21 protein-coding genes, 1 tRNA gene and 1 pseudogene are annotated in these 22,871 nt (G+C 72.5%); 12 read left to right on the top strand and 11 right to left on the bottom strand.

The genetic code is table 11. From position 1 onward, the window contains the following. Position 1: 1 nt before the first annotated feature. The 3 genes from Nocox_RS00805 to Nocox_RS00795 form a co-directional block, all read right to left on the bottom strand. On the bottom strand, positions 2-982 hold the full coding sequence (locus Nocox_RS00805; RefSeq protein WP_026214165.1) for an LLM class flavin-dependent oxidoreductase: 981 nt from the start codon (positions 980-982) through the stop codon (positions 2-4). Between the two features lie 105 nt (positions 983-1,087). After that, positions 1,088-2,407, bottom strand: coding sequence for a glycoside hydrolase family 6 protein (locus tag Nocox_RS00800; RefSeq protein WP_026214164.1), 1,320 nt, complete (start codon positions 2,405-2,407; stop codon positions 1,088-1,090). A 139-nt stretch (positions 2,408-2,546) separates the two neighbouring features. Further along, positions 2,547-3,113, bottom strand: a complete 567-nt coding sequence (locus Nocox_RS00795) for a TetR/AcrR family transcriptional regulator (protein ID WP_026214163.1) — start codon at positions 3,111-3,113, stop codon at positions 2,547-2,549. 193 nt (positions 3,114-3,306) lie between these two features. Between Nocox_RS00795 and Nocox_RS00790 the strand changes: the two genes are divergently transcribed. From Nocox_RS00790 to Nocox_RS00765, 6 genes are read left to right on the top strand one after another with little or no spacing between them, the layout of a single operon-like run. Next, positions 3,307-5,043 (top strand): MDR family MFS transporter, encoded by a 1,737-nt coding sequence (locus Nocox_RS00790; RefSeq protein WP_246649713.1) that lies wholly within the window; start codon positions 3,307-3,309, stop codon positions 5,041-5,043. Then, a complete protein-coding gene (locus Nocox_RS00785) occupies positions 5,040-5,468 on the top strand; it encodes a hypothetical protein (RefSeq protein ID WP_020542388.1) in 429 nt (142 codons plus the stop codon). Before Nocox_RS00790 ends, Nocox_RS00785 begins: the two co-directional genes overlap by 4 nt. After that, complete coding sequence (locus tag Nocox_RS00780; RefSeq protein ID WP_020542387.1) at positions 5,465-5,701, top strand: hypothetical protein; 237 nt, start codon at positions 5,465-5,467, stop codon at positions 5,699-5,701. The genes Nocox_RS00785 and Nocox_RS00780 overlap by 4 nt, the downstream gene beginning before the upstream one ends. Before the next feature lie 13 nt (positions 5,702-5,714). Next, positions 5,715-6,191 carry a universal stress protein gene (locus Nocox_RS00775; RefSeq protein ID WP_020542386.1) on the top strand — a complete coding sequence of 159 codons (477 nt, stop codon included), beginning with the start codon at positions 5,715-5,717 and terminating at the stop codon, positions 6,189-6,191. 29 nt (positions 6,192-6,220) lie between these two features. Beyond that, positions 6,221-6,949, top strand: a complete 729-nt coding sequence (locus Nocox_RS00770) for a M15 family metallopeptidase (protein ID WP_246649712.1) — start codon at positions 6,221-6,223, stop codon at positions 6,947-6,949. A 12-nt stretch (positions 6,950-6,961) separates the two neighbouring features. Next, entirely contained in the window at positions 6,962-7,846 is an 885-nt protein-coding gene (locus Nocox_RS00765) for an NUDIX hydrolase (protein ID WP_020542384.1), read from the top strand. Here Nocox_RS00765 and Nocox_RS00760 read toward each other — a convergent pair. Then, positions 7,790-8,116 (bottom strand): STAS domain-containing protein, encoded by a 327-nt coding sequence (locus Nocox_RS00760; protein ID WP_026214162.1) that lies wholly within the window; start codon positions 8,114-8,116, stop codon positions 7,790-7,792. The two genes, Nocox_RS00765 and Nocox_RS00760, sit on opposite strands and share 57 nt — an antisense overlap. Before the next feature lie 51 nt (positions 8,117-8,167). Between Nocox_RS00760 and Nocox_RS00755 the strand changes: the two genes are divergently transcribed. After that, a tRNA-Ser gene (locus Nocox_RS00755) sits at positions 8,168-8,254 on the top strand. 1 nt (position 8,255) lies between these two features. On the opposite strand, the gene Nocox_RS00750 is transcribed toward Nocox_RS00755, so the two are convergent. Continuing rightward, complete coding sequence (locus Nocox_RS00750; RefSeq protein ID WP_020542382.1) at positions 8,256-10,424, bottom strand: MinD/ParA family ATP-binding protein; 2,169 nt, start codon at positions 10,422-10,424, stop codon at positions 8,256-8,258. Positions 10,425-10,538: 114 nt separating this feature from the next. Between Nocox_RS00750 and Nocox_RS00745 the strand changes: the two genes are divergently transcribed. Further along, positions 10,539-11,495, top strand: coding sequence for an NAD(P)H-quinone oxidoreductase (locus tag Nocox_RS00745; RefSeq protein WP_020542381.1), 957 nt, complete (start codon positions 10,539-10,541; stop codon positions 11,493-11,495). Between the two features lie 4 nt (positions 11,496-11,499). Continuing rightward, positions 11,500-12,021 carry a bacterial proteasome activator family protein gene (locus Nocox_RS00740; protein WP_020542380.1) on the top strand — a complete coding sequence of 174 codons (522 nt, stop codon included), beginning with the start codon at positions 11,500-11,502 and terminating at the stop codon, positions 12,019-12,021. 73 nt (positions 12,022-12,094) lie between these two features. On the opposite strand, the gene Nocox_RS00735 is transcribed toward Nocox_RS00740, so the two are convergent. After that, positions 12,095-12,865: a Cof-type HAD-IIB family hydrolase gene (locus Nocox_RS00735; protein ID WP_246649711.1), complete on the bottom strand. Its 771-nt coding sequence runs from the start codon at positions 12,863-12,865 to the stop codon at positions 12,095-12,097. Positions 12,866-13,114: 249 nt separating this feature from the next. On the opposite strand from Nocox_RS00735, the gene Nocox_RS00730 reads away from it, so the two are divergent. Both Nocox_RS00730 and Nocox_RS00725 read left to right on the top strand, forming a co-directional pair. Further along, positions 13,115-13,318, top strand: coding sequence for a cold-shock protein (locus tag Nocox_RS00730; protein WP_020542378.1), 204 nt, complete (start codon positions 13,115-13,117; stop codon positions 13,316-13,318). A 151-nt stretch (positions 13,319-13,469) separates the two neighbouring features. After that, positions 13,470-14,828, top strand: a complete 1,359-nt coding sequence (locus tag Nocox_RS00725) for a hypothetical protein (RefSeq protein ID WP_020542377.1) — start codon at positions 13,470-13,472, stop codon at positions 14,826-14,828. Between the two features lie 20 nt (positions 14,829-14,848). Here the strand turns inward: Nocox_RS00725 and serS are convergent, their stop codons facing one another. The 4 genes from serS to Nocox_RS00705 form a co-directional block, all read right to left on the bottom strand. Continuing rightward, the gene (gene serS / locus Nocox_RS00720; RefSeq protein ID WP_020542376.1) at positions 14,849-16,114 is read right to left on the bottom strand and encodes a serine--tRNA ligase; all 1,266 of its coding nucleotides are present in this window, start codon (positions 16,112-16,114) and stop codon (positions 14,849-14,851) included. Between the two features lie 64 nt (positions 16,115-16,178). Further along, positions 16,179-17,102: a prephenate dehydratase gene (gene pheA / locus Nocox_RS00715; protein WP_020542375.1), complete on the bottom strand. Its 924-nt coding sequence runs from the start codon at positions 17,100-17,102 to the stop codon at positions 16,179-16,181. A gap of 73 nt (positions 17,103-17,175) precedes the next feature. Next, positions 17,176-17,595, bottom strand: a complete 420-nt coding sequence (locus tag Nocox_RS00710; protein ID WP_026214161.1) for a DUF4446 family protein — start codon at positions 17,593-17,595, stop codon at positions 17,176-17,178. Positions 17,596-17,617: 22 nt separating this feature from the next. Further along, positions 17,618-18,823 (bottom strand): glycosyltransferase 87 family protein, encoded by a 1,206-nt coding sequence (locus Nocox_RS00705; protein WP_246649710.1) that lies wholly within the window; start codon positions 18,821-18,823, stop codon positions 17,618-17,620. Between the two features lie 59 nt (positions 18,824-18,882). Between Nocox_RS00705 and Nocox_RS42685 the strand changes: the two genes are divergently transcribed. Beyond that, the gene (locus Nocox_RS42685; RefSeq protein ID WP_020542372.1) at positions 18,883-21,423 is read left to right on the top strand and encodes a hypothetical protein; all 2,541 of its coding nucleotides are present in this window, start codon (positions 18,883-18,885) and stop codon (positions 21,421-21,423) included. Positions 21,424-21,739: 316 nt separating this feature from the next. On the opposite strand, the pseudogene mptB reads toward Nocox_RS42685, so the two are convergent. After that, positions 21,740-22,690: pseudogene (gene mptB / locus Nocox_RS42680) on the bottom strand (polyprenol phosphomannose-dependent alpha 1,6 mannosyltransferase MptB); the annotation flags it as partial. Between the last annotated feature and the right edge of the window lie 181 nt (positions 22,691-22,871).

The raw sequence follows: 22,871 nt of genomic DNA, 5'->3' as shown, positions 1-22,871 counted from the left end.
GTCAGAGGTCGTACGCCCGCGCCAGCAGTTCGGCCGAGCGCAGCCACACCTTCCTGTCGGGGGCGGAGAAGGCGACGATCAGCTCGTCCGCGCGGGCGTGCGCGGCGAAGCGGTCCACATAGTCCTTGACCTCGGCCTGGTCGCCGACGGCCGTGTACTTCATCATCTGCAGGAGCTGCTGCCCGGCGGGCGATTCGAGGATCATGTCCGCCTCCTCCGGCGTGAACGTACGGCCCCGCCCGAGGAACCGGCTCACCCGCAGCCGCTTGGCCTCCAGGAGCTGCTCGCGCGCCTCCTCGCCGGTGTCGGCGGCGATGACGTTGAGCGCGGCGATCACGTACGGCCGGTCGAGCTGCGCGGACGGCTTGAACTCGGTGCGGTAGACGGCGACCGCGTCCTCCAGGGCCGCCGGGGCGAAGTGCGAGGCGAACGCGTACGGCAGCCCGAGCGCGGCGGCGAGCTGCGCCCCGAACAGGGAGGAGCCGAGGATGTAGAGCGGCACGTTCGTGCCCTTGCCGGGGGTGGCGTGGACGCCGGGGATGCGGGTCTCGCCGGTCAGGTAACCCTGGAGCTCCAGCACGTCCTGCGGGAACGTGTCGGCGGCCGACGGGGTGCGGCGCAGGGCGCGCATGGTGTTCTGGTCGCTGCCGGGGGCGCGGCCGAGGCCGAGGTCGATGCGGCCCGGGTGCAGGGTCTCCAGGGTGCCGAACTGCTCGGCGATCGTCAGCGGCGAGTGGTTCGGCAGCATGACGCCGCCGGCGCCGAGGCGGATCGTCCGGGTGTGGGCGGCGATGTGGGCGATGAGCACGCTGGTCGCCGAGGAGGCGATGCTGTCCATGTTGTGGTGCTCGGCGTACCAGACGCGGCGGTAGCCCAGCTCCTCCGCGCGCTGCGCCAGGGCGACGCTGGCGGCGAAGCTGTCCGCGGCCGTCTCGCCGTCGCCGATGTGCGCCAGATCAAGGATGGACAGCGGCAAAGCCATGGGTACGCGCCTTTCGTCGATGATCTGGCTGTTTGCAACAGCGACGAGGGCGCGGATATTTCGGCCGGCGGCCGGGCCCCGCGGCGGGGGCCCGGCGGACGGCGGTCAGGAGGCGGTGCAGGTCACGGTGGACGGGGTCGTGTTCTGGCCGGTGGAGTTGACCAGGAAGCCGAACGTGGTGCCGGCGCCCGCGGACAGGTTGCCGTTCCACGACAGGTTGGTGACGGTGACGGCGCTGGAGCCGGACACGTCGCCGTTCCAGAGCTGGGTGAGGGTCTGGCCGCTCGGCATCGTCCAGCCGACCCGCCAGCCGGAGATCGCCGACGAGCCGGTGTTCTTGACGGTGACCTCACCCTGGTAGCCGCCCTGCCACTGGCTGGCGATCCGGTACGTGGCGGTGCAGCCGGAGGGGCCGCTGGTCGGGGTGACCGTCGGGGTCACGGTCGGGGTGACGGTGGGAGTGACGGTCGGGGTCGGGGCCGCCATGGCCAGGTCGTACGCCCGCTGCGGCACGAACTGCCCCGCCGCCGCGATGCACCCGTCCGCCTCGCCCGGCGGCTTGACCCAGAGGAAGGCGTCGATCGCGGAGTCGCCGGTGTTCGTGGTGCTCCAGGTGCCGGTGGCGCGGCCGGCCGGGTCGCACCACTCGCTGCCGGCCGGGCCGTTGCCGTTGCGGCTGGTGTCGATGACGGCCTTGAGGCGGGAGACGCCGGTCGCGGAGATCACGTTCTTCGCGTACGACACCAGGCCGGGCGAGGAGCGGTAGTTGGAGGTGTTGACGGCGATGCCGTCGGCGCTGCCCGCGACGTCGGCCCCGTTGAGCCGGGAGGCGGCCTCGGAGGCCGACAGCCAGGCGTCGTGGCCGATGTCGAAGTAGACCTTGGCCTGGCCGCGCAGCTTCTTGCCCGCGTACGCCATGGACGCCTTGACCTCGGCCTGCTCGGAGGCGTTCATGCAGTTGGTCATGATGGCCAGGGCGTCGGGCTCCAGGATGACGGTGGCCGGGCGGCCGGCCAGGCCGAGCGCGATCTGGTCGATCCAGGCGCGGTAGGAGGAGTGGTCGGGGGCGCCGCCGGCGCTCGGGCCGCCGCAGTCGCGGTTGGGCATGGCGTACACGACCATGATGGGGATCTTGCCGGCCGAGGCGGCGGCGCCGACGTAGGCGTCGACCTGGCTGCGCACGGTGGACGGGTTGTAGCTGGCGAACCAGCGGCCCTGGGGCACGGCGGCGATGCGGTCCCTGATCACGGGGGTGCGGCTGTCGCCCGGGTTGGCGGCCACCCACTTGGCGGCGTTGGTCTGGGGATCGACGTAGAAAGCGGAGTCGGCGGCCTGGGCGGTGGACGAGGACATGACGACCGCCCCGGCCGCGGCCATGGCGGCCGCCGTGAGGAATGCCGCCAGCACGGGCCTTCTGCGAGACATGCAATCACTCCGTTGGTTGTGTGGGAGCGCTCCCACCGGCACCTCCGGATGGTAGGGAGCCGTCCGCGCCGCCTCAAAGACCTCCGATCGCTCGCGGGAACGTCCTCGCAGGCCAGACCGGGCGCGACAGGTGAAACTTTCACTCCTCCAGGCAGGCGCGGAAGACCTCGGTGAGCCGGTCCACGTCGCGGGCCGTGGGGACCGCGGGGCCGAGGCGGCGGCGCGTGGCGCCGATGCCGAGGACGACGGCGGTGGCCATGCGGGCCCGCGCGAGCGCGTCGGGGCCGCCGCCGAGCCGGGCCTGCAGCGGCTGGAGCACGGCGGCGATCAGGCGTTCGCGGGCCACGTCCTCGATCTCGGGGTGACGGGCCGAGCGTTCGAGCGCGCGCAGGATCGGGCTCTCCGGGGGGCGGCGCATGCGCTCGGCGGCGTACTCGGCCAGCCGGCGCGGCAGCTCCGCGCGCTCGCCTTCGAGCAGCCGGTCGATGGTGGGCTCGCCGTCCAGGACCGCGGCGAACAGGCCGGCCTTGGAGCCGAAGTAGCGGCCGACCAGCGCGATGTTCGCGTCGGCGGCGGCGGCGATCATGCGGACGGTCACCTGCTCGTATCCCTGCTCGCCGAACAGCGTACGAGCCGCGTGCAGGATGCGCTCGCGCGTGGCCTCGCGCCCGCGCGGCCTGCTCTCGGTCGCCTGCCTCTCGGTCACCTGGGCCTCCATGTTCCGCACTCTACTCACGTGAGGGTGTGGTCACCCCCGCTTGCCGTGCGGCTAGTAAACATGCGTATACTCGCTCGGGGTAAAAACGGTATGAAGGGGATGTGGTGTCTTGGTAAGCCAGGCGCGCGCCGCAGCTCCTCCCGCGAAGCGGACCTACACCCACCGCGAGATCCTCGAGGTCATGTCCGGGCTGATGCTCGCGATGCTCACGTCGATGATCTCGACCTCGGTGGTGGGCACGGCTCTGCCGACGATCGTGGGGGAGCTCGGCGGTCAGGACCAGTACTCATGGGTGGCCAGCGCCACCATGCTGACGATGACGGTCTCCACGCCGCTGTGGGGCAAGCTGTCCGACCTGTTCGGGCGCAAGCTGCTCTTCCAGACGGCACTCGGCCTGTTCGTGGCGGCGTCGCTGGTGGCGGGCCTCTCACAGGACATGGGACAGCTCATCGCGGCGCGTGCCGTGCAGGGCCTGGGCGTGGGCGGACTGTCGGCACTGTCCCAGGTGATCCTGGGTGACATCGTCTCGCCCCGCGAGCGCGGCCGCTACTCCGGCTACATGGGAGCGGTCTTCGGCATCTCGACGGTCGCCGGACCGCTGCTCGGCGGGTTCATCGTGGACGCCGACTGGCTCGGCTGGCGGTGGTGCTTCTACGTCGTGGTGCCGTTCTCGGTGGCGGCGTTCATCGTCATCCAGAAGGTGCTGCGGCTGCCGCCGGTCAAGCGCAACACCTCCATCGACATCTGGGGCGCGACGACCATCACGGCCAGCGCGAGCGCGCTCATGCTGCTGCTCACGCTCGGCGGCAACGAGTTCGCGTGGAACTCGTTCTGGACGTACTTCCTGGCCGCGATCGCCCTGCTCATGCTGGCGCTGTCGGTGCTGTCCGAGCGGACGGCCAAGAACCCGATCCTGCCGCCGCGGCTGTTCCGCAACCCGACGTTCGTGCTGACCAGCCTCGCCTCGCTCTTCGTCGGCATGGCGATGTTCGGCGCGATGATCTACCTGCCCCAGTACCTGCAGATCGTCAAGGGCATGAGCCCGACGAACTCCGGTCTGATGACGCTGCCCATGGTCGTCGCGCTGTTCCTGTCCGGCGTCGTCTCCGGCAAGATCGTCACCAACACCGGCAAATGGAAGATCTTCCCGGTCGCCGGCCTGCTCATCGTGGCCATCGGGCTGTTCATGCTGTCGCGGCTGCACGTCGACTCCAGCGAATGGCTCATCGGCTTCGACGTGGCCGTGCTCGGCGTCGGCCTGGGCCTTTCCATGCAGATGCTCATCCTCGCCGCGCAGAACGGCTCCGAGCTGCGGGACATGGCCTCGACCACGTCCGGCGTCTCCTTCTTCCGGTCGCTGGGCGGCGCCGTCGGCGTGGCCGCGTTCGGCGCCATCCTGACCAACCGGCTCAAGGACGAGATGGCCACGATGCTCGCCGAGGCGCACATCAAGGTCGCCGGCGGCGCGGACTTCAAGCTCGGCAGCCCGGACGCCATCCAGGCGCTGCCCACCCCGGTCAAGAACATCGTGCTGGAGGCGTTCACCCGCGGCCTGGAGACGGTGTTCATCGTCGGCGTGCCCATCGCGCTGCTCGGCTTCGTCGCCACGCTCTTCCTCAAGGAGCTGCCGCTGCGCGGCTCCACCGCGCCGCCCCCGGAGCCGCGGCCGCTCGGCAAGGACGACCTCGTCCTCGCCGGGCTGCTGCTCGAACTCGTCGCCCAGCGGGTCGAGCGCGCCGGCGGAGAGCCGTCCGCGCTGCTCACCGCGGTCGCCAGGATGGCGCCCCCGGACGCCAGATCCGAACGCGAGCGCGCCAGGTCGGTCGCGCAGACAGTGCTGCGCCCCACCTCGCGCGCCCTGCTCGCGCAGGCCACGCCGGCTCAGAAAGACCTCGTCACAGGAGGAATCTCGCAATGATTCGCAAGTTCGTGGGCGCCGTCGCCTCCGCCCTGGCCGTGCTTGCCGGGCTGTGGCTGATGATCGCCCCCTGGGCTCTCGGCAGCCAACCGGAGAACGCCGACTGGACCGGCATCACCACCTCCCAGTTCTGGACCGGTCTCGGCGTGGCCGTCGTGGGGCTCGCCGGCGCGATCAGCTTCGCCCTCGCCATCCACGAGGACCTCGTCGCCCGCGGCCTCGTGGTCGTGAAGCCGCGCCGGGCCGAGCCGGAGCCCGAGGTCGTGCCGGCCGCGCCGGCGCAGACGTCCTCGGCCGAGCTGGCGACGCTGCTCGCCCCGCTCGTCGAGGCCCTTCGCGAGGACATGAACCGGACCGACCGCACCGGTGGCGAGCACCGCCAGAACGGCCGCATCCCCCTGGTCGGAGTGGAGGAGAACCGATGAAGGCGAAACTGGGCGTAGGCGCCCTGGTCCTGCTGTTCCTGGCCGGCCTGTGGCTGGTCGCGGCCCCGTTCGCGGTCGGCTACCAGCCGAGGGGCGCCGAGTACGCCGACGCGACCGTCAACGACCTGTGGGTCGGCGCCGGCCTCGCCGGGATCGCGTTCGTCACCCTCGTCGTCTACGCCGCCGACGCGCTGCGCGAGCTGTCCCGTCGCGGCAAGCACGCCGAGAGCTGACGCGAGAGCTGCCGTGTTCGGCGGTGATGTCGACCCCCGCTGGGAGCCGCTGGCAGGCCGGCTCCCCGACGGGGCGTTCGAGATCGGCAAGGACGGCGCGGGCCTGCTGGTGGTGGGGTTCGACGGGTCCGGCCCGAGCCGTAACGCGCTCGCGTACGCGGCCGGGCTGGCCCGCAGGGACAACGCCTCGCTGCTCGTCGTCTTCGTCGAGTCGCTGAACAGCGCGGCCCTGTGGTTCTTCGCCGGCTCGCCCATCATCCCCGACTCGGCGGCCGACCTCACGGAGGACCTCAAGGACGAGCTGCGGGGCAGCGGCGTGCCGTGGCGGTTCGTCAGCGTCAGGGGCGACGCGGCGCGCGAGCTGGAGACGCTGGCCAGTTCCTACATGGCCGACGCCATCGTGGTGGGGCGCTCGCGGCGCTCCCTGTTCGGTTCGGTGGCGGGGACGCTGGCGAAACGGGCTCGCCGTACTGTGCTGATAGTCCCCTGACCAGGGAAGACGTCGCATATGGTGGCAGGATGAAGCGTGCTGTCGCCATGGCGTTCGTAGCCCTCACGGCCGTGTCGTGCGGCGCGGCGGAGCCCGTCGCGTCGTCCGCTCCCTCACCGGAGCCGCCCGCGAGCTCACCAGCGGCCCCGGCCTCGCCGACGCCCACGGCGGCGCCGAGCACCACCGCGCCGCCCGCGTTCGAGTCGAAGGTGTCCGCCGTCGGCCGCGACCGCCTGCCCTACTCCTGGCGGCCCGGCTGCCCGGTCAGCTACCGGGACCTGCGGCTGGTGACGCTGTCCTACTGGGGGTTCGACAACAAGCCGCACACCGGGGAGCTCGTCGTGAACAAGAGCGTCACGGGCGACATCGTGACGGTCTTCAGGAAGCTGTACGACTGGCGCTGGCCCATCAGGCAGATGAAGCTGGTGGACGCCTTCAAGGGCGACGACTTCGCCTCGATCGAGGCCGACAACACCTCGGCCTTCAACTGCCGGCGGGCGACCGGGTCCAGCAGCTGGTCGAACCACGCCTACGGAAAAGCGATCGACATCAATCCCCGCGAAAACCCATATGTCACCGCAAGTGGCAGCACGGCGCACAAAAACGCCGAAAAGTACACTGAACGCCCCATGAAGGGCAAAGGTGTGATCAATCCCGGCGACAAGGTCGTCAAGGCGTTCGCGCAGGTCGGCTGGGAGTGGGGCGGCTACTGGTCCGGCACCAAGGACTACCAGCACTTCTCCAAGGGCGGAGGCTGACACAATCACGCCATGACGGCTAAGGACGGCGACGGCTGGATCGAGTGCGCCCAGGGCCATCGGCACTGGGGGCTCCACGGGGCCTCGGGGCTCCTCCTCGTGCACCACGACCCGGGCGGCACCCCCCACGTGCTCATGCAGAAACGGGTCTGGTGGAGCCACCACGGCGGCACCTGGGGGCTGCCGGGCGGCGCCCGCGACAGCCACGAGGACGCCGTCACCTCGGCCCTGCGCGAGGCCCGCGAGGAGGCCGCGCTCGGCGCCGACGAGCTGCGGGTGCGGGGCGTCTACCTCGACGACCACGGCGGGTGGGCGTTCGAGACCGTGATCGCCGAGTCGCCCGAGCTGCTGGCCGCCGCCCCCGCCAACCAGGAGAGCACCGAGCTGCGCTGGGTCGCCCTGCCCGAGATCGCCGCGCGCGAGCTGCATCCCGGCTTCGCCGCCACGTGGGACACCGTCCAGCGGGCGCTCCAGCCGGAGACGATCGTCCTCGACGTCGCCAACATCGTCGGGGCGCGGGCCGAGCACGGCTGGTGGCGCGACCGGGCCGGCGCCGCCGCGCGGCTGCTGGAGGACGTCGCCGGGCTCGGGCTGCGGCACCCCGTACTGGCGCAGTGGTTCCCGCGGGTGGTCGCGGTCGTGGAAGGGGCGGCCAAGGGGGTGCCCGGCCTGCCCGGCGTCCACGTGGTGTCCGCCACGGGCAGCGGCGACGACACGATCGTCGAGGTCGTACGCCAGGCCAGGCCCTGGGAGCGGGTGATCGTCGTCACCGCCGACCGGGGGCTGCGGCAGCGCGTGGACGCGCTGGGCGCGGAGAGCGTCGGCCCGAAGTGGCTGCTGTCACAGCTCGGCCGGCATGACCCCGTCGAAGACGGTCTTGAGTCCGGTCACCTCTAGGACCCGCTGCAGCACCCCGTGCACGCCCACCAGGCTCAGCGAGCCCGCGTGGGCGGCGACCCTGCGCTGATGCTCGACCAGCGCCCACAGGCCGCTCGAATCGCAGAAGTCGAGCAGGCTCGCGTCGACGACCACGTCGACCCGGCCCTCGGCGAAGAGCGCGGTCAGGCTCTCCCTCAGCAACGGCGCGGTGAGCTTGTCGAGCTCGCCGATCACGCGGACGCGCGCGCGGGGGCCGCCGCGCTCCACCTCGACGTCGAGATCCGCCACCTCCTGAACGTACACCGGCGTCATCACAGCCGCTATCGTGGTTTCCGCACAGGAGGGTTCGCATAGTGGACGAGTGCAGCCGCCTTGAAAGCGGCCAGGTCAGCGATGGCCTCGTGGGTTCGAATCCCACACCCTCCGCTCACTCCCGCAGGGTGGCGAAGCCGTCCCCCACGTGCGCGGCCAGCTTGAGATAGGCCTCCCGCGTGCTGTCCTGGAGCCGGTCCAGGTCGATCTCCGCGCCCTCCTCCAGATGCGGGTCGTACGGCACCTGCACCACCGCCCGGCACCGGGCCGCGAAGTGGGCCTCCAGCTTCTGGATGTCCACCGCCGACTTCGAACGCGGCCGCACGCTGCACAGCACCACGGTCGCGTTCTTCACCAGGTCGCCGTAGTGGTGGGCCTCCAGCCAGTCGAGCGTGGCCGAGGCCGCCCGCGCGCCGTCCACCGACGGGGAGCTGACCAGCACGATCTGGTCGGCCAGCCCGAGCACGCCGCCCATCGCGGAGTGCAGCAGGCCGGTGCCGCAGTCGGTGATGCAGATCGAGTAGAAGTTCTCCAGCACCTGCGAGACGGCCTGGTAGTCGGCGCCGCTGAACGCCTCCGACACCGACGGGTCGCGGTCGGAGGCCAGCACCTCCAGCCGGGACGGGGCCTGCGAGGTGAACGCCCTGATGTCGACGTAGCGCTTGACCTGGTCGCGCTCGTTCAGCAGGTCGCGCACGGTGGCCGAGGTCTCCAGCACCAGCTTGTCGGACAGCGTGCCGCGGTCCGGGTTGGCGTCGACGGCGATGACGCGGTCGCCGCGCACCTGGGCCAGCGTGGCGCCGAGGCCGACCGTGGTCGTGGTCTTGCCGACGCCGCCTTTCAGGCTCAGCACGGCCACCCGGTGGTGGCCGGTGGTGACCGGGGTGCGGGCGCGGTTCATCAGCTCGCGGCGGCGGCGGACCTCCGGCGGCTCGCCCGGCTTGATCCAGCCGCCGGACGCCTTGTAGACCAGGCGGCGCCAGCCCTTGGACGGGGCGTTGCGCCGGCCGCGCAGCAGGGTCTCGGGGTCGAGGCTGTCGGCGGTCGGGCGGCCGGTGACCGGCGGGCGTGGCGGTGAGGTGAACACGGGGACGGGGGCCGGGCGGCGGCGGACGACGGGCGGGATGTCACGTTCCGCCGGACGCCACTCCTGCCGCTCGGTCCACTGGGGGCGGTCCTGCCGCCGCGCCGGCCCGCTCCTGGCCGCCTCGATCCCGGCGCGCTCGCTGGTGGTGGGCCCGGGCTCGGTCGTGGCGGGCCCACTGGTGGCGCGCTCGCTCGCCGCCGGCTGCGCCGCGTCCGGCTGAGCCGCGGTTGGCTCGTTCCTGGCGGGCTCGCTGCTGGGCTCACTCCTGAACGGCTCGGGGAGGGAGGGCTCAGGGCGGGAGGGCTCGGGCCTGAGCGGCTCGGGCCAGGACGACTCCGCGCGGGGCGGCTCGGGGTCGTGGGCCGCGGGCGTGCGGGGCCGCTCTGCGCGGTGCTCAGCGGCCTCCTCGGGGGCCTCCGCGTGCGGGGCGGGCTCGTCCCTGGTGAGGCCGGTGACGGGGCCTGTGGAGCGGTCGCCGGGGGACGGCGGGGGCGTGCCCCCGTCAGGGGACTCGGTGGAGGACTCGGGGCGGGGCTCCGGGCGGGAGGGCGCCGCGTCGGATTCGTCCCACTTCGGGAGTTCGTTCCTGGGCTGGGTGGCGGCCCAGGGCTCCGGCCGCTCCTCAGGCGCCGGCTCCTCGACCTGCGCGGGCTCCTCGAACGTTCCCCGCCGCCATCCGCCCGGCTCCGACGGCCGCGACCAGTCGGCCGGCGGCCAGGTCTCGTCCTCACGCCGCTCCGCGGGCCCGCCCTCGGGACCGTCCGCCGCGGACGGCGTGAACGTCAGCCCGTACGTCTCGGTGTCGTCGGACCGAGGCAGCGGCTTGAGCGGGGCGTGGAACGGATCGTCCACGGCCGGAGCAGGCGGCTGCTCCCGGTTGATCTCCCGCAGGGCCTCCCGGGTGATGTCCGTGGTGGCCGCGTCCCCGAGCCACCCGGCCTCGGCGTCGGCCGGCACGGCGGGCACGGCGGGCTCGGCGGCGGCGACGGAGTCGGCGGCCGCGCGGAACAGCGTCGGCGCCGGCGTGTCGGGCTGCGCGGGAACCAGCGACCACGGATCCTTGGGGTACGGCGAGACCGGCTCGTCGGCCGCCGCGGCGGAGGCGCCGACGGGGACCGGGGTCTCGTCGCTCTCCTTGATCGCGTCCAGCCAGGCCAGCTGCTCCTCGAGAGATTCCTCTCGATCGTGTCTTGCCACCGTGTTCCCCCTCGGGTGGGTCTAAAGGGGCAGCAAATACCTTGCAGATTAACGCGCCGGCAACGGGTCCAGCCCGCCAACCCACAACTTCTTTGCCCGGCTACCGTGGATCGCATGCGAGCCATTGAGATCACCCGGCCCGGCGGGCCGGAGGTGCTGGAGTGGCGTGAGGTGCCCGACCCGGCGGTCGGGCGCGGGGACGTCCTCATCGACGTCGTCGCCTCGGCGCTCAACCGTGCCGACGTCCTGCAGCGGGGCGGCCGCTACGACCCGCCGCCCGGGGCGCCGCCGTACCCGGGGCTGGAGGTCTCTGGCGTGGTCGCCGAGGTCGGCGCGGACGTCGAGCAGTTCAAGCCAGGCGACGAGGTGTGCGCGCTGCTCGGCGGCGGTGGTTACGCTGAGCGCGTAGCGGTGCCGTGGCAGCAGGTCATGCCGGCGCCCGAGGGCGTGCCGCTCAAGGAGGCCGCGGGGCTGCCCGAGGTCGCCTGCACGGTCTGGTCCAACGTCTTCATGCTGGCCCGGCTGCGCAGGGGCGAGACGCTGCTGGTGCACGGCGGGGCCAGCGGCATCGGCACGTTCGCCGTCCAGCTCGCCAAGGTGCTCGGCTCCCGCGTGGTCGCCACCGTCGGCAGCGCGGAGAAGGCCGAGCAGGTGCGCAGGCTCGGCGCGGACGAGGTCGTCAACTACCGCGAGGAGGACTTCGCCCAGAAGGTCCAGGCCGACGTCGTCCTCGACATCATCGGGGCGAAATACCTCGCGGGGAACCTCAAGGTCCTGCGCACCGGCGGCCGGCTGGTGATCATCGCGCTCCAGGGCGGCAGCAAGGCCGAGATCAACCTCGGCGTCCTCATGGCCAAGCGCGCCTCGGTGCACGCCACCACGCTGCGCTCCCGGCCGGTGGACGAGAAGGGCGCGATCGTCCGCAGCGTGGTCGAGAACGTGTGGCCGCTGGTCACGGCGGGTGCGGTGCGTCCGGTCGTGTACGCGGAAGTCCCCATGTCCGACGCTGCCGAGGCGCACCGTATGTTGGATTCCGGGGAGCACGTCGGCAAGATCCTGCTAGTACGGTGAGAGTATGAATGCTGAGGACAACAACACCCCTCACATCGTGGTGGTGGGCCCCGACTTCCAGGGAGGTCAGGGCGATAACAGCGAAGAGGACCGTTCCGTCACCCAGTTGGTCGAGCAGCCGGCGAAGGTGATGCGCATCGGCAGCATGATCCGCCAGCTTCTCGAGGAGGTGCGCGCGGCTCCTCTCGACGAGGCCAGCCGCAAGCGGCTGAAGGACATCCACGCCTCCTCGATCAAGGAGCTGGAGGACGGCCTGGCGCCGGAGCTGGTGGAGGAGCTTGAGCGGTTGTCCCTGCCGTTCACGGACGACAACGGCGTCCCGCCGAGCGAGGCCGAGCTGCGCATCGCGCACGCCCAGCTCGTCGGCTGGCTGGAAGGGCTGTTCCACGGCATCCAGACCACGCTGTTCGCGCAGCAGATGGCGGCCCGTGCGCAGCTTGAGCAGATGCGCAGGGCGTTGCCCGGCGTGCCGCAGGCGATGGACGAGTCCGGCCGCCCCCACGGAGGTTCCGGGCCCTACCTTTGACGCGCTCCCCAGCCTGAAGGGCCGGAGCGCTGGCCCGTATCTTGGTAGCCGTTCCCTGGCCCTCGCCCGAGGGTCAGAACAGCTTCTCCAGCACCTGCGCGACGCCGTCCTCGTCGTTGGCCGCGGTCACGTGGTCGACCGCCGCCAGCACGTCGGGATGGGCGTTCGCGACCGCGTACGACGTGCCTGCCCAGCTCAGCATGGGCAGGTCGTTCGGCATGTCCCCGAACGCGACCACCTCGCCCGCCTCGATGCCCTGCTCCGTGGCGAACGCCGCCAGCGCCGTGGCCTTGGTCACACCCTGCGCGCTCATCTCGATGAGCCCGCGGCGGCTGGAGTGGGTGGCCGTCACCAGATGGCCGACGAGCTCGTGCACCATGGCGTGCAGCTCGTCGGCGCCCATGTGCGGGTGCAGGGCCAGCAGCTTGGCGCAGGGGCGGCCGGTCATGGAGCCGGCCTGCCGCGCCGCGCCCGCCACCCGGTCGAGGCCGCCGAGCAGGAAATCGGACTCATGCGCAAAACCGGCTTCATACTCGACCGAAAATACGAGATCCGACACGTTCGCTCTTAGCTGAGCGACGACTTCCTCCAGGACGTCCACCTCGATGAGGTGAGATTCCACTATCCGCTCGGTATGCAGATCGTAGATCAGGGCCCCATTCGCACAGATCGCGAGCCCATGGTGACGTACCGCACTCGCCACGCCCCTCATCCACCGGGGCGGCCGGCCGGTCACGAACATGAGCACGGCGCCGGAGTCCTCGACGCGCGTGAAGGCCGCCACAGTCCGGGGAGACACGGTTCCGTCCCGGCGGAGGGCGGTGCCGTCCAGGTCGGTGGCCACAAGGCGGGGTGTGCGGTCGCTGTGCATAACAGGTTCCAGTTTGCCCGGTGATGCCGTCTGACAGAAATCTTCGATCGGACGGAACACCGACGCGCCAGAATGGTGTTAGATGTGATGGCGTTGTATTAGCTGATCCCGTAGTGAAAACCAGCATGACATTGTCTGAGCCACCCCGGGTGCCTGCTGTACGACACACCGGGACCCACGAGGTGTGGGTCCCATAGATTCACATCCTGAGGGAGAGCTTTTATGGCTCAGGGAACCGTCAAGTGGTTCAACGCTGAGAAGGGCTTCGGCTTCATCGCCCCGGACGGCGGTGCGCCGGACGTGTTCGTGCACTTCTCCGAGATCGTCGGCAGTGGCTACCGCAGCCTCGAAGACGGCCAGCGGGTCGAGTTCGAGATCACGCAGGGCCAGAAGGGGCCGCAGGCCTCCCAGGTCCGCTCCATCTGACCTGTCAGTTAGCAAGTAGAGGCCGGGGTTCGCGTCCAGCGGACCCCGGCTTTCGCATGTGTCGGGTTGGTCACGGCTGGGCCGCCCGCCGAACACCAGGGCCGCGCGGGCCGTCGATCTCTACATGAGGTACGCGTGGTTATGTCATCCCGTGACCGTCGCCGGGGTGATCGTGCTCCTGGTCAACGACCACCTGCTCAAGCATGCCTGGCCCGGGTTCGTGACGGGCAAGCTCAGCGACGTGGCCGGTCTGCTCGTGGGGCCCCCGCTGCTGGCCCTCCTCTTCCTGCGCCGGGCCGACCTGGCCGCCACGGCGGTCACAGGAGTGCTCTTCGCGCTCGTGAAAACGACGGAGACGGGCGCTGAGGCCGCCTCCCATGTCTGGACCCTCGTGGCCGGGCCTTCGCGCGTCCTCGCCGATCCCACGGACCTGCTGGCCCTGCCGGCGCTCGCGCTCGCCTGGTGGGTACGCCGCCGCAGCCTCGCCGCCCCCTCCTCGCCCCGCCTGCGCGTCCTGCTGACCGCGCCGCTGGCCCTGCTCGCGGTCGCGGCCAGCGGCGCCGCCCCCCAGGCCACGTCCGAGGCCGTCTCCGTCGAGGTGCGCGGCGAGCGCATCACCGTCCGGACCGACGACTGGTCCGAGTGGACCTCGGAGGACAAGGGCGACACCTGGATCTGGGCCGACGAGGAGCCGTCCGACGGGCCGCGCAGGCGGCCGGCGACGGCCGCGTGCGTCCCCTACCAGGCCACCCGCTGCTACCGCGTCGCGCCGGGCCGGTTGGGGGTCGAGCAGTCCGACGACGGCGGCGACACCTGGCGCCTGTCATGGACGCCGCCCCGCGACGACCGCGACCGGCTCGTCCGGCAGTACGGCGACCGCCTCCCGCGCTCCCACAGCCTCGCCGTGCGGGGCTGGCGCGGCGGGCACGTGGTGGTCGTCGCCAACGGCGCCGAGGGCATCCTGCTCCGCGACGAGGCGGGCACCTGGCGTCGGCTCGGCCGGCCCGGCGAGCCGGAGCGCGCGACGGACCTCTACCCGGAGGGGATCACCGCGGTGTTCCTGGCGGGCTGCGTGCTGTTCGGGGCCGCGGGAGCCGGGCTGCGCCGCTATCACCGCGGTTATCTGGCCATGGCGGCGGCGGCCTGCCTGAGCTTCCTGGGCTTCGCGTTCGCGGGCATCCCGTCCGTCGTGGACGGGATGACGCCCGCCCCGGAGGGAATCCAGGCGCTGCTCGCGCTCCTCGCGGTCGTCATGGTCCCGTCGGGCTTCCTCGTGGGCACCGTCCTGCTGATCGCGGGGCGGGCGCGACCGGCGCCCGTGGCCGTCGGGGTGCTCAGCGCGCCGCTGGTCTACCTGGCCGCCTACCTGCCCTTCGAGGGCTGGGCCGACGGGACCTTCGGGTCGTACTGGGCCGCGGTCGCGGTGGCCGCGCTGCTGACCTCCCTGGTGCTGGCCGTGGACCTGGCGCTCATCAGGAAGGACGCCACGAAGGCGCCCGCGGACCTGTAGAGGCCGCGGGCGCCGCGCGCTCAGCGCCCGGCGGGCCTGAGGACGTCGAGCCCCACGTACGGGCGCAGCGCCTCGGGCACCACCACCGAGCCGTCGGCCTGCTGGTGGTTCTCCAGGATCGCCACGATCCACCGGGTGGTGGCGAGCGTGCCGTTGAGCGTGGCCAGGTGGCGCGGCTTGCCGTCCTTGTCGCGGAAGCGGGCGGCGAGCCTGCGCGCCTGGAACTCCGTGCAGTTGGAGGTCGAGGTCAGCTCGCGGTAGCGGCCCTGGGTCGGGATCCACGCCTCGCAGTCGAACTTGCGCGCCGCCGACATGCCGAGGTCGCCCGCCGCCGTGTCGATCACCCGGTAGGGGACCTCGATCTTGGCCAGCATCTCCTTCTCCCAGGCGAGCAGGCGCAGGTGCTCCTCGTGGGCGTCCTCCGGCCGCACGTACGAGAACATCTCCACCTTGTCGAACTGGTGGACGCGGATGATGCCGCGGGTGTCCTTGCCGTAGGAGCCGGCCTCGCGCCGGAAGCACGACGACCAGCCCGCGTAGCGCAGCGGCAGCGCGCCCGCGTCGATGATCTCCTGGGCGTGGTAGCCGGCCAGCGAGACCTCCGACGTGCCGACGAGGTAGAGGTCGTCCTCGGGCAGCCGGTAGATCTCCTTGTCGTGGGCGACGTGGAAGCCCGTGCCCGCCATGGTCTCCGGCTTGACGAGCACCGGCGTGATCATCGGCGTGAACCCGGCCTCGATCGCCTGCTGCATCGCCATGTTGAGCAGCCCGAGCTGCAGCCGCGCGCCGAGGCCCTTGAGGAAGAAGAACCGCGAGCCGGACACCTTGGCGCCCCGCTCCATGTCGATAGCGTCGAGCGCCTCGCCCAGCTCCAGGTGGTCCTTCGGCGTGAAGTCGAACGCGCGCGGCTGCCCCACCGTCTCCAGCACGACGTAGTCGTCCTCGCCGCCGGCGGGCGCGCCCTCCTCGACGATGTTGGGCACGCTCTGCACCAGCTCGTCGAGCTCGGCGCCGAGCTTCTCGGCCTCCGACTCGGCCGCCTTGACCTGGCTCGCGAGGTCCTTGGCGCGCTGCAGCAGCGCCGCCTTCTCCTCGCCCTGCGCCTTGGAGACCGACTTGCCCATGCTCTTCTGCTCGGCGCGCAGGGACTCGAACGAGGTCAGCGCGGAACGGCGCCGCTCGTCCAGGTCGAGCAGCGTGTCGACGACGGAGTCGTCCTCGCCGCGGGCACGCTGCGAAGCCCGTAGCCGGTCGGGATCCTCACGAAGGGTACGCAGGTCAATCACAAGGAAAGGCTACCGGCGCCGGACGCCGTCCCGCCCCCGGATTACCGCCGCCGGTGGATCTCCGTCAGACCTGGCCGGCGCGGACGCGGGCCAGCCACTCGCCCGCCTCGCTGAACTCCTCGTCGGAGGTGCCCCGCCTGATCTGCGGCGCCATGCCGTCGGCCCGCGGGTAGCTGCCGAGGAAGCGCACCTCGCCGCAGATGCGGTGCAGCCCGGCGATGGCCTCGCCGACCCGGGCGTCGCCGATGTGCCCCTCGAAGTCGAAGTGGAAGAAGTAGCGTCCGATGCCGTCGCCGGTCGGCCGCGACTCGATGCGCGTGAGGTTGACGCCGCGCACCGAGAACTCGGTCAGCATCGCCAGCAGCGCGCCCGGGTGGTCGTCGGCCAGGAAGACCACCAGCGTCGTACGGTCCGAGCCGGTCGGCTCCGGCAGCGGCCCGCCGGGGCGGTTGACCTTGACGAACCTGGTCACCGTGTCGGACCGGTCGCCGATGCCGCCGGCCAGCTCGCTCAGCCCGTAGTACTCGCCCGCGATGCGGGGGGCGATCGCGGCGTCGTAGGGGGAGCCGGGCAGCGAGACCTCCTGCGCCGCGGCCGCCGTCGAGGGCGCGGCCACCACGACCGCGTCGGGCAGCTCGCGCGCGATGTAGCCCCGGCACTGCGTGATCGCCGCCGGGTGCGTGTAGAGGCGCTTGATGTGCGGGATCTCGGTGCCGGGCCTGGCCAGCAGCGAGAAGCGCACCGGCAGCAGCAGCTCGGCCGTGATCAGCAGCGGCTCGCCCCAGGCGAACTCGTCGAGGGTGGTGGTGATCGCGCCCTCGATGGAGTTCTCCAGCGGGACCACGGCTCCGTCGGCCTCGCCGGCGCGGGCCGCGTTGAGCGCCGCGCTCACGTTGGCGCAGGGCAGCCGCTCGGCCGTGGGGTCGAGGAGGCTCAGGGCCTCTTCGGTGAACGTACCCTCGGGCCCGAGGTAGGCGAGTCTGGGCATGCGTCCAGGGTATCCGCAGGTCGCCAGGGTCCGCGCCCGTTTCGTCCACCGAACCTCGGGGCCGGCCCTCCGGTCACGGCCGGCCCGCCGAGCGGCACGGCACCAGCGGCCCGAGCCCCAGCCGGGCGGCCCGCACCGCCTCTTCCTCCTCCGGCGACAGCGGCTGCTCGCCCTTGCCGCCCACCACGGGCCGCACGTACGTGCGGGTCTCGCTCTGCCCGTTGATCGAGGTCAGCACGATCCCGTCGCCCAGCCCGTTGATCATCGCCACCGAGAACGACAGCCGCCCGCTCATCTCGGACAGCGCGTCGTACCGGCAGACCGCGACGTCCCTGATGGCCTTGAGATCGCCCCTGCCCTCGACGCTCTGCCTGGCCAGCATCCGCCGGCAGTCCTCCACGGCGGCCCTGGCCTGCCGGAGCGACAGCCGGCCGATCAGCACGCCGCTGACCCCGGCGACGACGCCCACGATCACCCATGTGGTAACGAGCACGTGACCGAGGGTAACGGTTCGGTCAAGCGAGCTGACGGCGTTTCGGCAACCACGACACCAGCAACCACACCAGGACCAGCGCCCCCAGCCCGAACCCGTTCTGGACGATCTTCCCCAGCACCAGGCTCACCCCCGGGATGCCGGCCGCGATCAGCGCCACCCCCCACCACGGGACCGGCACCACGTAGTACAGCCACACCCCGCCCGCCACCCCGCGCCGCACCGGGTCGCGGCCGTCGCCCACGATCGCCCCGAGCACCACGACGATCCAGGCCAGGTGGTGGATCCAGGCGACCGGCGAGAGCAGCACGGCCATCAGGCCGACGAGCGCCACGGCGGCGAGCGGGTCACCCGCCCGGTAGGCGTCCCTCGCCCCCCGGAAGCCGAACCAGCCGACCACGGCGACGAGCACCAGCCAGATCGCCGACTCGACGGTGTCGTTCATGTAGAGGCGGATCAGCATGCCGCGCATCGACTGGTTCGTGGTGGCCGCGTTCGCGCCCAGCCGCTCGGGGTCGAGCAGCGCCGAGAACCAGAAGTCGGCCGCGTCCTGCGGGATCACGGCGAACGGCAGCAGCGTGAGCACCGCCGTGACGAACGACGCCATCCAGAACGTCCGCCACTGCCGGGTGACCAGCAGGTAGATCAGGAACACGCCCGGCGTCAGCTTGACCGCCGTCGCCAGCCCGATCAGGAAGCCGCGCGGCCACCAGGGACGCTTCGCCAGGCAGTCCGCGACGCACAGGGCCACCAGCAGGATGTCCACCTGCCCGAAGCGCACCTGGTCGCGGATCGGCATCAGGTACGCGCACGCCACCATCAGCAGCCCGAACACCCACGGCGCGTACCGCCGGACCGCCTCCCCCGTCAGCACCTGACGGAACGAGAACCAGACGGTCACCGCCAGCGTCACGTAGACCCCGGCCGTCCACACCCACTGGGCCGTCTCCCACGACATCACCGCCAGCCCGACCGCCAGCATGGCCGCCACCGGCGGGTACGTGAACGGCAGCAACTGCGGCGCGGGCGTGTACGCCGCGTACACCGGGCGCCCTTCGAGCAGCATCTGCCCGCCGGTACGGTAGACGTCCAGGTCGACCAGGCGCTGGTCGTCCGGGTTCGTGAGCCACGTGTGCACGAGCGGCGCGACGGCCGCCGCGACGGCCAGCGCCACGATCGCCCACGCCCACCACTGCCGCCGGATCACCCGCACCTCGCCTCTTGTCACGGTGTGGCACGTTACCGTGGCTGTTGTTGTGCGAGGGGCAATCACGGGGGGTTCCATCCATGGCGTACGCGAGCGCATCCGGCCTGCCAGGAGGCCGGCCCGGCTCCCGCCCCCGCCTTCCGTACGGCGTCGCCGTCGTCCTCCTCACCGCCCTGCTCGCTCTCCTGACCCTCGCCCCGGCCACCTCCGCCTCCGCCTCCTCCGGGACGGCCGCCCAGCCGCAGCGGACGGCGCCGGAGGGCCGGGTGGCGCTCGTCGGCGTGCCCGGCCTCCAGTGGAGCGACCTCGACCCGGCCCGCACCCCCGCCCTCTGGAAGCTCGTCGCCCAGGGCTCCTCGGCCTCCCTCTCCACCAGGGCCGTGCCGCCGCCGGACCGCGGCATCACCTGCCCCGTCGCCGGCTGGCTGACCGTCTCCGCGGGCCGGCGCGCCGGCGTCGAAGGCAAGGGCTGCCCCGCCCCCGCCGCCCCTAGACCGTCGGGGCAGGGCGACGGCGCCGCCGCCGTGCCTGGCTGGCAGGCCATGGCCGCCCACCAGTCCGACACCGGGTACGACGCCCGGCTCGGCACGCTCGGCCAACTGGTGGCGGACGCCGGAGGCAAGGTCGCCGCGATCGGTCCTGGCGCGGCGATCGCCGGTGCCGACAAGTCCGGAAATATCGCCAAATACGCCCCCACCCCGGACGCCCTCGGCGACCTCTCCCCGTACAGCCTCGTCGTCCTCGACGCCGCCGCCCTCGCCGACGCCTGGTCACGCCGGCCCCTCGACGAGTACGGCGTCCCCACAGCGATGCCCACCGCCACCCGCCAGGCCGCCGCCACCGAGGCCGACCGGCAGGTCGCCGCCCTGCTCGACCGGCTCCCGCCCGGCACCACCATCCTGGTCGCCGGACTCTCCGACGTGACCCCGAACGCCCACCTCCACGTCGCCCTCGCCGCCGGCCCGTCCCCGACCGGCGAGCCGTACCCGCGCGGCCACCTCACCGCCGCCTCCACCCGCCAGGACGCCCTGGTCACCATCACCGACCTCACCGCGACCGCCATCGAGCTCCTGGGGCTGCCCCAGCCGCGCGAGGTGGTCGGCCGCCCCTGGCAGGCGGGCGCCCCCGCCTCCGGCAGCGCGGCCGACACGGTGTCCGGCCTCGCCGACGCCGACCTCGCCAGCCAGGTGCTCCGGGACGTCCGCGGCCCGTTCTTCACCGTCCTGGTCACCCTCCAGCTCCTCTTCTACGCCTGGGCCGCCCTCGCCCTGCGCCGCCGCTCCACCACCCCACCGGAAGGCGAGCCCGCGCCCTCCCCCGAAGGCGGCCCCGCCGCCCTGCCCGAAGGCGGCACTGCCGGTCCGGCCGAAGGCGGCCCCGCCGCCCCGGCCGACGGCGGCACTGCGCCCCCGGCCGGGGGCGACACCACCACGCCACCCGGGAACGGCACCGCCGCCCTGCGCGGAGGCGACAGCGCCCCCTCGTCCGGAGCCGACGCCGCCGTCGCGCCGGCCGGCGGCGAGCCGGGGGATGCGAGCGCGTCCAAGCTGCTCCGTGCCGTCCAGATCGTCGCCGTCCTCAGCGGCGCGATCGCCGTCTCCACCTTCCTGGCGCAGCTCGTGCCCTGGTGGACCCTCCCGGTGCCGATGGTGTCCGTGATCGTGACGATCCTCGGCATCGCCGCCCTCCTCACCGCCGCCGCGTTCGCGGGCCCCTGGCGGGCTCACGTGCTCGGCCCGTTGACGGTCGTCGCGGCGCTGACGTCCCTGGCCCTGCTCGTGGACGTCATGACCGGCTCCAGGCTCCAGGTGAACGCCGTCACCGGCTACGAGCCCGTCACCGGCGGCCGCTTCTACGGCTTCAGCAACATCGCCTTCGCCGTCTACTCCACGGGCACGATCCTGGGCCTGGCCGGGGTCGCGCAGTGGCTGCTGGGCAGGGGCGTCTCCAGGCTCCTCGTGGTCGGGGCCTGCGCGGTGTCCGGGATGTTCGCGGTGTTCGCGGACGGGTGGCCGTCCTGGGGGGCGGACTTCGGCGGGGTGCCGGCGTTCGTGGTGGGGCTGGCCGTCTTCCTGATCCTCCTTTCCGGCCGGCGGGTGTCGGTGCTCAGGCTGCTGCTGGTCGGGGTCGCGGGGGTGGCGATCGTCGGGGTGTTGTCGGTGGTGGACTGGTTGCGCCCTGAGGCGCAGCGGACGCATCTGGGGACGTTCGTGCAGCAGGTCATCGACGGCCAGGCGTGGACCGTCGTCGGCCGCAAGTTCAGCGCCATGATCGGCGTCACGGTCGGGAACTGGTCACTGACCCTCCTCACGCTGGTCGCGCTCGCATTCCTCTTCCTGGTGCTGGCCCGCCCCTCGCGGTACGGGGCCGCGGCGCTCGGGCAGGTCTACGCCCTCGCCCCCACGCTCAGGGCCGGCCTGTTCGGCGCGTTGACGTGCGCGTTCGTCGGTTTTCTGATGAACGACTCCGGCATCGCCATCCCGGCCATGGCGCTCACGGTGGCGGTGCCGCTGACGCTGGCGGCGTGTGTGCGCGCCCTGCAGCTCTCCAGGCCCACACCGCCAGGGCGGTCGTCAGGGCGAGCAGCACCCACGCCGTCTGAGGCCGGACCACGCCGCTGAGCCAGGCGAGGTCCGCGGGCTGCCCGTCCACGCGGGCGGGCAGATAGGCGAGCGACAGGACCAGCAGGTGGACGACGAGGAACCCGTCCACCGCCGAGGCCGCCACGAGCGCCAGCATCCCGAAGGCCAGCCCGTCGTACCAGGGGAGCACGTACGGCGAGGCGAACACGTACGCCACCGCCAGCCCCGCCGCCACGACAGGCGCGCCGAGCCCGGCCGCCCCGACGGCCTGCCCGGTGTCCCAGGCCCATCCGGTGCGGGCGGCCCACCGGAGCAGCAGCCAGGCCAGCAGCGCGAGCAGCAGGAGCGAGCCGACCTGGATCTCGCCCCGGTAGGCGCTCCCGGTGCCGATGACCGACTGCAGCCACCCCTGGACGAGCTTCCAGATCGTGGCGTGCGAGATCGCCTTGCTGGTGCGGGTGACCGGCGCGATGGCGTCCGTGCCCGCCACGGCGTAGCCGGCGACCACCACCGCCAGGGCGCATCCCGCCATGACGGCCAGGCGGCCGGGACGGCGGCGCAGCTCCCAGGCCGGCCCCAGGGCGACGAGGCCGGCGTTGACCTTGATCGCCACGCCCAGGCCGAGCAGGACGCCCCCGCCCACCGGACGGCCCCGCGCGAGGAGGGCGGCGACCATGCAGGCCACGGCCAGGGTGTCCACGTGCATGCCGGCGACGAGGTGGTAGAGGAGGAGCGGGTTGGCCGCCCACAGCAGCGCGGCCCGGCGGCGGGCGGCCTCGTCGTGCCTGGTGAAGCGGTCGATGAGCAGAGCGGTCACGATGAAGGCGGCGGCGTTGACCAGCGCCAGGACGAAGATCGTCAGGCGGAGCGAGTCGCCGCCGGCCCAGCTCGCGAACGCCTGCACCGCGGTCGCGACCGGCCCGTACACGCTGGGCTCCTCGCGCCACGGCCGCTCGACCGCGTCGGCGATCACGTCGCCAGGGAGGTCGGCGGCCCCGTGCGTGTACGGATCGACCCCCAGGGTGAGCATGCGCCCGTACGCCGCGTAGTTGAGGTGGTCGCCGGAGCCCGAGGGCGGCAGGAACGCGAGGACCGCGGCGGCGAGGCAGCCGAGCAGTACCAGGACCCGCCCGTCCGGCACCCGCACGCCCTTCAGCGGCGCGCGGAGGGCGAGCAGCGCGGCCAGCAGGCCGAGTCCGCCGAGGATGATCGCCGCCGCCGCGAGGGCGACCGTCAGGTGCGGATCGGGGCGGACGTCCAGGGAGTACGGCGGCTGCCAGGCCGGGCCGCCCAGCGCGGGGACCATGGGCGACGGGCCGAGCAGGCCGATGACGGCCGTCAGCAGGACGGAGACGCCGATCGCCCCCGTGCCCGCCCACGCGAGCCGCCCGCGCGCGGTGTCGTGCCGCGTCTCCGAAGTCACCCGCGTATTCCAGCACACGCGCGGACGGCCTTCGCCCGCACGGCGGACGCCTGTGGACAACGGG

Origin of the sequence: Nonomuraea coxensis DSM 45129, assembly GCF_019397265.1 — a bacterium.
Taxonomy (GTDB): domain Bacteria; phylum Actinomycetota; class Actinomycetes; order Streptosporangiales; family Streptosporangiaceae; genus Nonomuraea; species Nonomuraea coxensis.
This window is presented reverse-complemented; position numbering and strand designations above follow the sequence as displayed.